This is a genomic window from Burkholderiales bacterium (assembly GCA_035560005.1).
Classification (GTDB): Bacteria; Pseudomonadota; Gammaproteobacteria; order Burkholderiales; family Eutrophovitaceae; genus DASRFY01.
In genome coordinates this window covers 1-8,859 of record DATMAN010000045.1, presented here as the reverse complement: position 1 = coordinate 8,859, position 8,859 = coordinate 1, and the positions used below count along the sequence as shown (strand labels likewise).

At 67.0% G+C, this 8,859-nt stretch carries 8 protein-coding genes; 5 read left to right on the top strand and 3 right to left on the bottom strand.

From position 1 onward, the window contains the following. Nucleotides 1–27 precede the first annotated feature (27 nt). The gene (locus VNM24_06545) at nucleotides 28–1,323 is read right to left on the bottom strand and encodes an amidohydrolase (protein ID HWQ38262.1); all 1,296 of its coding nucleotides are present in this window, start codon (nucleotides 1,321–1,323) and stop codon (nucleotides 28–30) included. A 116-nt stretch (nucleotides 1,324–1,439) separates the two neighbouring features. On the opposite strand from VNM24_06545, the gene VNM24_06540 reads away from it, so the two are divergent. After that, nucleotides 1,440–1,961, top strand: a complete 522-nt coding sequence (locus tag VNM24_06540; GenBank protein HWQ38261.1) for a queuosine precursor transporter — start codon at nucleotides 1,440–1,442, stop codon at nucleotides 1,959–1,961. Nucleotides 1,962–2,108: 147 nt separating this feature from the next. Here the strand turns inward: VNM24_06540 and VNM24_06535 are convergent, their stop codons facing one another. Further along, the gene (locus VNM24_06535; GenBank protein ID HWQ38260.1) at nucleotides 2,109–3,107 is read right to left on the bottom strand and encodes an NADP-dependent oxidoreductase; all 999 of its coding nucleotides are present in this window, start codon (nucleotides 3,105–3,107) and stop codon (nucleotides 2,109–2,111) included. 150 nt (nucleotides 3,108–3,257) lie between these two features. On the opposite strand from VNM24_06535, the gene VNM24_06530 reads away from it, so the two are divergent. From VNM24_06530 to otsB, 4 genes are all read left to right on the top strand, one after another. Next, nucleotides 3,258–3,587 (top strand): DUF1330 domain-containing protein, encoded by a 330-nt coding sequence (locus VNM24_06530; GenBank protein ID HWQ38259.1) that lies wholly within the window; start codon nucleotides 3,258–3,260, stop codon nucleotides 3,585–3,587. 72 nt (nucleotides 3,588–3,659) lie between these two features. After that, on the top strand, nucleotides 3,660–4,391 hold the full coding sequence (locus VNM24_06525) for an alpha/beta fold hydrolase (GenBank protein ID HWQ38258.1): 732 nt from the start codon (nucleotides 3,660–3,662) through the stop codon (nucleotides 4,389–4,391). A gap of 302 nt (nucleotides 4,392–4,693) precedes the next feature. Further along, the gene (locus VNM24_06520) at nucleotides 4,694–6,949 is read left to right on the top strand and encodes a trehalose-6-phosphate synthase (GenBank protein HWQ38257.1); all 2,256 of its coding nucleotides are present in this window, start codon (nucleotides 4,694–4,696) and stop codon (nucleotides 6,947–6,949) included. Further along, nucleotides 6,949–7,791, top strand: coding sequence for a trehalose-phosphatase (otsB, locus tag VNM24_06515; protein ID HWQ38256.1), 843 nt, complete (start codon nucleotides 6,949–6,951; stop codon nucleotides 7,789–7,791). The genes VNM24_06520 and otsB overlap by 1 nt, the downstream gene beginning before the upstream one ends. A gap of 28 nt (nucleotides 7,792–7,819) precedes the next feature. On the opposite strand, the gene VNM24_06510 is transcribed toward otsB, so the two are convergent. Continuing rightward, nucleotides 7,820–8,725 (bottom strand): mechanosensitive ion channel family protein, encoded by a 906-nt coding sequence (locus tag VNM24_06510; protein ID HWQ38255.1) that lies wholly within the window; start codon nucleotides 8,723–8,725, stop codon nucleotides 7,820–7,822. Nucleotides 8,726–8,859: the final 134 nt, after the last annotated feature.

Genomic DNA, 8,859 nt, shown 5'->3' with positions numbered 1-8,859 from the left:
GGCCCCGGTGGTCGCTGGGCGAAGTGTTCAGCGCGCGGAAAGGAAATCGACCGCCAGTGCCGCGAGCGCCCGCGCACCGGGCAACAGGCCGGACTCGTCGATGTAGAAGCGCGGCGAATGGTTGGGCGCCGCCGCGCTCATGTCCTGGTCCTTCGGCGTGATGCCGACGAAGAAGAAGAGTCCCGGCACCCGCTGCTGGAAATAAGAGAAGTCTTCCGCCACCATGACCCGCGGCTGGACCATGACATTCGCCTTGCCCGCGATGCGCTGCAATGTCGGCGCCATGCGCTCGGTGAGCGCCGGGTCGTTGACCGTGACGGGAACCGCCTTCTCGATCTTCACTTCCGCGGTGGCGTGGTTGGCCTGGGCGATCGATTCGGCGATGTGCCTGATGCGCGCGTGCACGTCGCTGCGCATCTCCTCGTCGAAGGTGCGGATCGTGCCCGTCATCTCGACCTGGTCGGGGATGATGTTCTTGCGTTGCCCGCCGTGGATCGTGGCGACGGTGACGACCGCCGGCTCGCGTGAAACGTCGAGCTGCCGCGCCACGATGTTCTGAAGACCGGTCACGATCTGCGCGGCGGTCACCACCGGGTCCACGCCTTTCCAGGGCCAGGCGCCGTGGGTCTGACGGCCTTTGACCGTGAGGTACAGCCAGTCGGCGCTTGCCATCAGCGGGCCGGGACGATAGGTCAGCGTCCCGGCCGGAATCCCGGAAATCACGTGCAGGCCGAAGATCGCGGCCGGTTTCGGATTCTCGAGGACGCCCTCCTTGATCATCAGCGCAGCGCCGCCTTCCTCCCCGGGCGGAGGGCCCTCTTCCGCCGGCTGGAAGATGAACTTCACCGTACCCGGCAGATCTTTCCTGACCGCCGCGAGTGCTTCGGCCACGCCCATCAGGATCGCGACGTGGGCGTCGTGCCCGCAGGCGTGCATGACGCCGACCTCCTGGCCAAGATATTCGGCCCTGACCCGCGAGCGGAACGGCACATCGACTTCCTCGGTGACCGGCAGCGCGTCCATGTCGGCGCGCAGCGCCACGACCGGACCGGGTTTGCCGCCCGTGAGCAACCCCACCACCCCGGTGCGCGCCACACCGGTCCTGACTTCGATGCCCAGCGCCTTCAGATGCTCGGCGACCAGCCGTGCGGTGCGGACCTCGCGGTTGGACAGCTCGGGGTGCTCGTGTACGTCGCGCCGCCAAGCGATGATCTTCTGCTCCAGTGCGCGCACGCGCTGGTCGACCGCGCCCGCCAGGTCCTGAGCGCGGGCGGGCTGGGTGACGGCAAGCAGAAAAAGGCTGCAGAAGAGAAGGCGGCTCATGACAAATCTCCGTGCCACGCGCGTGCGACGGCATCCATGATAGGACTTGGCGGTGGAAGACTTGCCGCCGCCACCGCATAATCGGCGACAGTTTACCAATGCCGAGGAAGCCGAACATGCAGCATGTCCGCCTGACCGCCGCCTTTGCCGCCGCCATGGTGCTGATCGTGGTCAGCTCCAATATCCTGGTCCAGTACCCGCTGAACGACTGGCTGACCTGGGGTGCGGTCACCTATCCGTTTTCCTTCCTGGTGGTGGACCTGGCCAACCGCTATCATGGGCCGGCACTGGCGCGCAGGATCGTCTACGTGGGGTTCATCGTCGCTGTCGTGCTGTCGGCGTACTTCGCCACGCCGCGCATTGCCGTGGCTTCCGGCACGGCGTTCCTGGTCGCCGAGCTGATCGACGTGATGATCTTCAACCGGCTGCGGCGCCGCGTCTGGTGGCAGCCGCCGTTCCTGTCGACCTTGGTGGCTTCGGTCGTCGATACCGCCGTGTTCTTTACGCTGGCTTTCTACGGCACCGACATGCCCTGGGTGACGCTGGGCCTGGGCGACCTGGGGGTGAAGCTCGCGATCGCGCTCTTCGCGCTGGTGCCTTTCCGCGTGGCTTTGGCGCTGGTACGTCCGGCGAGCTGAACTTCCGGGTCTCGCGCAGAGGCAAGATCGCCTCTGTCCCTCGGACGCAAGGGCGAGGATCGGAGAGATTGCTGCCAGCCTCTGGCAGATCGGCGGTCGTCTGCGACCTCGGTGCCTCTGCGCTGGGGGTCGATCTCGAGCAGCCAGTCAGGCCAGCTTCACGAGCTGCTTGCCGAGGTTCTCGCCCTTGAGCATTCCGATGAACGCCTTCGGTGCGTTCTCCAGTCCCTCGGCGATGGTCTCGTGGTACTTGATCCTGCCTTGCGCCACCCATTTCACCAGCTGGCCGACCGCACGCTGATAGAGATCCTGACGATCGAAGACGATGAAGCCCTGCAGTTTCACCCGGTTGGTCAGCAGCGCGCGCAACATCTTCACGCCATAGGGTTCGGTAGCATTGTAGTCGGCGATCATCCCGCACAGCGCCACGCGCGAGAACGGATTGAGCAACCGGAAGGCCGTGTCCATAACTTCGCCGCCCACGTTCTCGAAGTAGCAGTCCACTCCATCCGGGCATGCGGCCCGCAGATCGTCGAGCAGCTTTCCGGCCTTGTAGTCCACGCAGGCATCGAATCCCAGTTCCTCGACGGCGAAGGCGCACTTCTTCGGTCCGCCGGCGATGCCCACTGCGCGGCACCCCTGCAGTTTCGCGAGCTGTCCCACCACGCTGCCCACGGCGCCGGTCGCGGCGGATACGAGCACGGTCTCGCCGGCCTTCGGTGCGCAGTGCTCGAGCAGGCCGATCCACGCGGTCGCGCCCGGCATGCCGCACACACCCAGATAGGCCGATAGCGGCACCGCGCCGGAGTCGATTTTCGCGAGCCCCTCGCCGTTGGACACGGCGTAGAGCTGCCAGCCGAGCGACCCCACCACGTGGTCGCCGGTCCTGAACTTCGGATGATTCGATTCCACCACCTGGCCGACCGTGCCGCCCACCATCACCTCACCGATCTCCACGTAGCGAGCGTAAGACTTCACCGCGTTCATGCGGCCACGCATGTACGGATCGAGCGACAGCCAGAGGTTCCTGACCAGCAGCTCGCCCGGACCGGGTTTGGGAATGTCGCTCTCCACGATGCTGAAATTGGATTCCTGCACCCAGCCGGTCGGACGACTGGCGAGAAGTACTTGCTTGTTCTTCGGCATTGCGTTTTTCCCCGTTACGTACACGTGCGCCGGCATTGTAGTGCCTTTGGCGCAGTGGCACGATGCGACGGCAAGGATGAAGGCGGCCGAGGGCTGAAGGGCGAAAAGCGGGCGAAACGGAACCACGATCGACCACAGGGAGACGACGGCATGGTCTATGCGCTGAACGTGTTCAACTTCATTCCGGGCAAGGAAGACCAGTACCGGGATTACTCGGTCAGGGCGGGCCGGATCATCTACGCAATGGGCGGCAAGGTCGTGGTCTCCGGCTGGAAACCGGTCCGGCGCATGCACGAGGATCGCGAGCGGCGCCACATGATCGTGGTCGAGTTTCCCAGCGAAGCGGTGTTTCAGGCGTTCCTGGACGAGGCGCAGAAGCAGGGTCTGCACGAGCTGCGCGAGACGGCGACCACCGACTACATCTGGACGCTGTACGAGCCCTGGGATCTGCGTGCCTGGGTGAAGGAGAAGCAGGACTGAGGAGCGAGGTTTGCGATCACGCCGCCCGCTCTTCACTCGTGGCCCGTCATCGGTCAACCGTCACGGCAGCCAATGAAACAACCGCTGGTCCTGATCCCCGGCTTGCTGTGCGATGCCGCGTTGTGGGGTCCGCAGGTCGCGGCGCTGGGCGACATCGCCGACGTCTGGATCCCCGATCTGCGCACGCAATCGAGCATCCGGGAAATGGCCGAAGCGGTTCTGCGCGAAGCGCCGTTCCAGAGGTTCGCGCTGGCCGGTCTGTCCATGGGCGGTTACGTGGCGATGGAGATCATGCGCCGCGCGGCACGACGCGTGCCGCGCCTGGCGCTGCTGGACACCCGCGCCACACCCGACACTCCCGAAGAAACCGGGCGCCGGCTAGAGCTGATCCGCCTGGCGCGGACCGAGCGCGGCTTTACCCCGGTGACCAGCCGCATGCTGCCGCTGCTGGTGCATCCGTCGCGGGTCGGGGACGCTTCGCTCGTGAGGATCATCCGCGACATGGCCGAGCGCACCGGAATCGACGCCTTCGTCCGCCAGCAGGCCGCGATCATTCATCGGCCCGACAGCCGCCCCGACCTGAAGGCGATCGGATGTCCGACGTTGGTGCTGTGCGGACGGGAAGACGCCATCACTGCGCTCGCGTCCCATGAGGAGATGGCGCGTCTCATTCCGGGAGCGCGGCTGCATGTGGTCGAAGTCTGCGGGCATCTGTCTACGCTCGAGCGCCCGGAGCAGGTCAACCGCGCGCTGCGCGACTGGCTGACCGGTAGCGGGCGCAAGACTCCGGTTGGCGAGCGATAGAAGGAACGTGCGATCGCATTCCGGATGGAAAAGATGAAAGCATTTGTTACAGCGGGGTTCGGCAGCGCCGGGCGTGTGCCATAATTTCGCCGAGTCAGTTTGCTGTCGCGATCGACAGCCGTTCGAGGTGGCGCAGATCCGCGATGAAACCCGCGGGCGGCTGCACGTGCGCCAGGCAGCTTCGAACAGCACCGGCCGTCCGGAATGCGGGCGGTATTCGCGGTGCATTCAAGTCGCGCGCGATCGTCCACCGCGCGAGGAGCCCGGGGGCGCCAATCCTGCCCCTGGAAAGGATCAGGACCATGCGACTGTCCCTGCGTTTCATCGTTCCGCTGTTCGTCGCGCTGGCCGCCATCGCCTATGCAGTCGTGCCGCTCGTCAACCGGCTGACCGAGCGCTGGTTCGTCCGCGATCTCGAAGTGCGCTCCGAGCTGGTGGCGCGCACCGTCGAGGAACCCCTGGTCGAGCTGATCGGCTCTCCACGCAGAGCCGTCGCGGTGCAGCGCGTGCAGGCCGTGTTCAACCGCGCGATTCAGGACGAGCGTCTGTTCGCACTGGGCTTCTGCGACAGCAGGGGGATACTGTCCTACCGCACGGTGACGTTTCCCGCGCAGGTCGCCTGTCCTCCCGCGGGATCCGTGGCGGGCCCGGGACAGATTGTCAGAAACGAACGCGGCGCGCTGCACGTGAAGTTCGTGCCGCTCACCGCCGGGCAGCGGCAGCTCGGGCAGCTCGCGATCGTGCACGACATGAGTTTCGTCGAGCGCCGCAGCGAAGAGACGCGCCGATATCTGGTCTATTTCTTCATCGCCGTCGGCGCGGTGATCGCCTTCATCACGGTGGTGATCGCCGAGCTGTCCTGGCACGGCTGGGTGGCCGGCGCAAAAGCCCTGATCAAGGGGCAGCTGCTCGCGCGACCGCAGGTAGTCAAGCGTCGCGAGCTGCAGCCCCTGGCTCGGGATCTCGCGGCGCTGGTGCGCGAACTGGAAAGCGAGCGGCGTACGCGGGACGAATCCCAGATCGAGTGGGGACCGGAGGCGCTGCGCAGAATTCTGCGCGAGGACCTCAAGGGCGACGAGATCCTGATCGTGTCGAACCGCGAGCCGTATATCCACGTCAGGCGCGACGGCCGCGTGGAGGTCCAGCGGCCGGCGAGCGGACTGGTGACGGCGCTCGAGCCGGTGATGCGTGCCTGCTCGGGCACCTGGATCGCGCACGGCTCGGGCAGCGCGGACCGCGATACGGTGGACCGTTTCGACCGCGTCATGGTGCCGCCGGAAAAACCCGCCTATCGCATCCGCCGCGTGTGGCTCAGTCGGGAAGAAGAGCGGGGCTATTACTATGGCTTCGCCAACGAGGGGTTGTGGCCGCTGTGCCATATCGCGCACACGCGCCCGACCTTCCGCGCGAGCGACTGGGAGCACTACGGTGAGGTGAACCGGCGCTTTGCCGACACGGTGGTGCAGGAGGCGCGGACCGACGACCCCATCGTGCTGGTGCAGGACTACCACTTCGCCCTGGCGCCACGCATGATCCGCGAACGGCTGCCTCGCTCCACGATCATCACGTTCTGGCATATTCCCTGGCCCAATCCGGAGACTTTCGGCATCTGCCCGTGGCGCGAGCGCATCCTCGAAGGCCTGCTCGGTTCCTCGATACTGGGGTTTCACACCCAGTTTCATTGCAACAACTTTTTCGATACGGTCGACCGCTACCTCGAGGCACGCGTGGATCGCGAGACCTTTACCATTTCCTACGGCGGGGAGCCCACCGAGGTGCACCGTTACCCGATCTCGATCGAGTGGCCGCCCGCCGCGCTCGCCGAGGCCAAGCCCGTGGAGCGGTGCCGCGCGGACATCCGGCAGGCGCTCGGATTGGCGCCGGGCACGCGGCTGGGGGTGGGCGTGGAGCGCCTCGACTATACCAAGGGCATCATCGAGCGCTTTACCGCGGTCGAGCGACTGCTCGAGCGCGAGCCGTCCTGGATCGGGCGCTTCGCGTTCGTCCAGATCGCCGCGCCGTCGCGCACCACGATCGAGGAGTACCAGGCTTTCGAGGTCAAGGTGCGCGAGACGGTGGAGCGCATCAACGCGCGCTTCGCACGGCCGGGATACCGGCCCCTCGTCCTGAAGGTCGAGCACCATGACGCCGCGCAGGTCTACGAGTACTACCGGGCGGCGGATCTGTGCTACGTGAGCAGCCTGCACGACGGGATGAACCTGGTGAGCAAGGAGTTCGTGGCCGCGCGTGACGACGAACGCGGCGTGCTGGTGCTTTCCCAGTTCGCGGGCGCTTCGCGCGAGCTGCCGGAGGCGCTGATCGTCAATCCCTACGACATCGAACAGGCCGCCGCGGCGCTGCATCTGGCGCTGACCATGTCCGAGGAGGAACAGCGCGAGCGCATGCGCAGCATGCGCAGCCTCGTCCAGCAGTTCAACGTCTACCGTTGGGCGGGCCGCATGCTGCTCGACGCGGCGCGCATGCGTCAGCGGCGGCGCGTGATCGGAACCGCGGCCGACGGGGGCCGGCGCAAAGTGGCCGGCCTGCGCAGCGCCTGATGGCTCGTGAGTCGGTGCGCGGCTTTGTGCCGGCGCGGGATCGCGAGGCGCGCCGCGCCGCGGGCGGCGCCGCGCCTCCGGCCTTCTCTGCGCACTGGGCGCTGTTCCTCGACATCGACGGCACGCTGGTCGACTTCGAGGACCGGCCCGACGCGGTGCGCGTGGACGCCGGGCTGAAGGAACTCCTGGGCGAGCTGTCCCGTGCCACCGATGGGGCGGTCGCGCTGATCAGCGGGCGGCCGGTACGCGAGATCGATCGGCTGTTCGCTCCGCTGCACTTGCCCGCGGCGGGGCAGCACGGAGCCGAGCGGCGCTCGGCGGGCGGAACGTTGCATCTGCATGCGCCGGTCCTGGATCGCATGCAGGAAGCGGCGGACCGGCTCACGCGCTTCGCGGCGCGGCACCGGGGACTGATCGTCGAGGCCAAGGGGGTGACCCTCGCGCTGCACTATCGGCTGGCGCCACGGCTGCGCAAGGCGGCGGAGCAGAAAATGCGCGAGCTGGCGGCCGACCTCGGCGCGGACTACAGCCTGCAGCAGGGCAAGCAGGTCCTGGAACTCCGGCCCTGCGGGCACGACAAGGGCACGGCGGTCGAAGCGTTCCTGCGTGAGCCGCCGTTTGCGGGAAGGGTGCCGGTGTTCGTCGGCGACGATCTGACCGACGAATTCGGATTCGCGTCGGTGAACCGCGCCGGCGGCCACTCGGTGAAGGTCGGTCCGGGCGCCAGCGTCGCGGCATGGCGCCTTCCCGACGCGCGCGCGGTCCGTCGCTGGTTGCGCGCCGGCCTGGAGGGCCGGCCGCAGGCGGCGTCCTCGCTGTCCAGGGGGACGGGGCGGGGTTGAGGCAAGGCGAAAGGCGGCTGCGGCGGTCTTACGATTTCGCCGCCCGCGCGATGCGCAGCGGCGGTGCGCTGCCGTCCTTGTTCTGCCCGGCGTAGAGCGTCAGGTGCGGGTAGGGAATCTCGATGCCGCGCTCGTCGAAGGCGCGCTTGAGCCGCCGCAGGAACTCGCGCCGCACGTTCCATTGCTCCAGCGGCTTTACCTTCAGGCGGCAGCGCAGGATCACCGCCGAGTCGGCCCAGTTTTCCACGCCCACGATCTCGATCGGCTCGAGAATGCGCGGGCCGAACGCCGAATCCGCGCGCAACGCTTCCCCCACCCGGCGCATGACCTCCAGCGCCTCGTCCACGTCCTCGCGGTAGGCCACGCCCGCGTCGATCAGCGCGAAGGCGAATTCCCGGCTGCGGTTGGTCACGGTGCCGATGGCGCCGTTGGGGACGAAGTGGACGTTGCCTTCGAAGTCGCGCAGGCGCACGTAGCGCAGCGTGATTTCTTCCACCAGGCCGGCCTTGTCGGCGATGGCCACCACGTCGCCCTGGCGGATCTGGTCCTCCACCAGCAGGAAGATGCCGCTGAAATAATCCTTGATGAGGCTTTGCGCCCCGAAGCCGATGGCGATGCCGGCCACCCCCGCGGTGGCCAGGATGGGGGCGATGGAAATGCCCAGTTCGGTCAGCACCAGCATCCCCGCGACGAGGATGATCACCACGTTCGCGATATAGCGGAACACGCGCCCCAGCGTGCGGATGCGTTTCTGGTCATCCGGGTTGACGCTGCGCGCCTCCAGCATCTCGCGCAGCTTGCGGATGGCGCGATTGGCCACGTGCAGTGCGATCCACGCCAGCAGCAGGATCAGCAGGACATGGAATATCGGCATGGCATGCTCGACCCATGCCGGCAGCGTCTCGACGCCGAGCGCGTTCAAGAGGGCGTTCATTGCGAGTTCTCCCCTGAGAATGATTGTTGGCGGAAGCGGACTCTTGCCCGACAGCGCAGACCGGGACTTGGTTCCCGTGCCGCGAGCCCGGCAGACCCGGGTTGCGGCGGGGCAATGGCGGGTGCAATATCGCG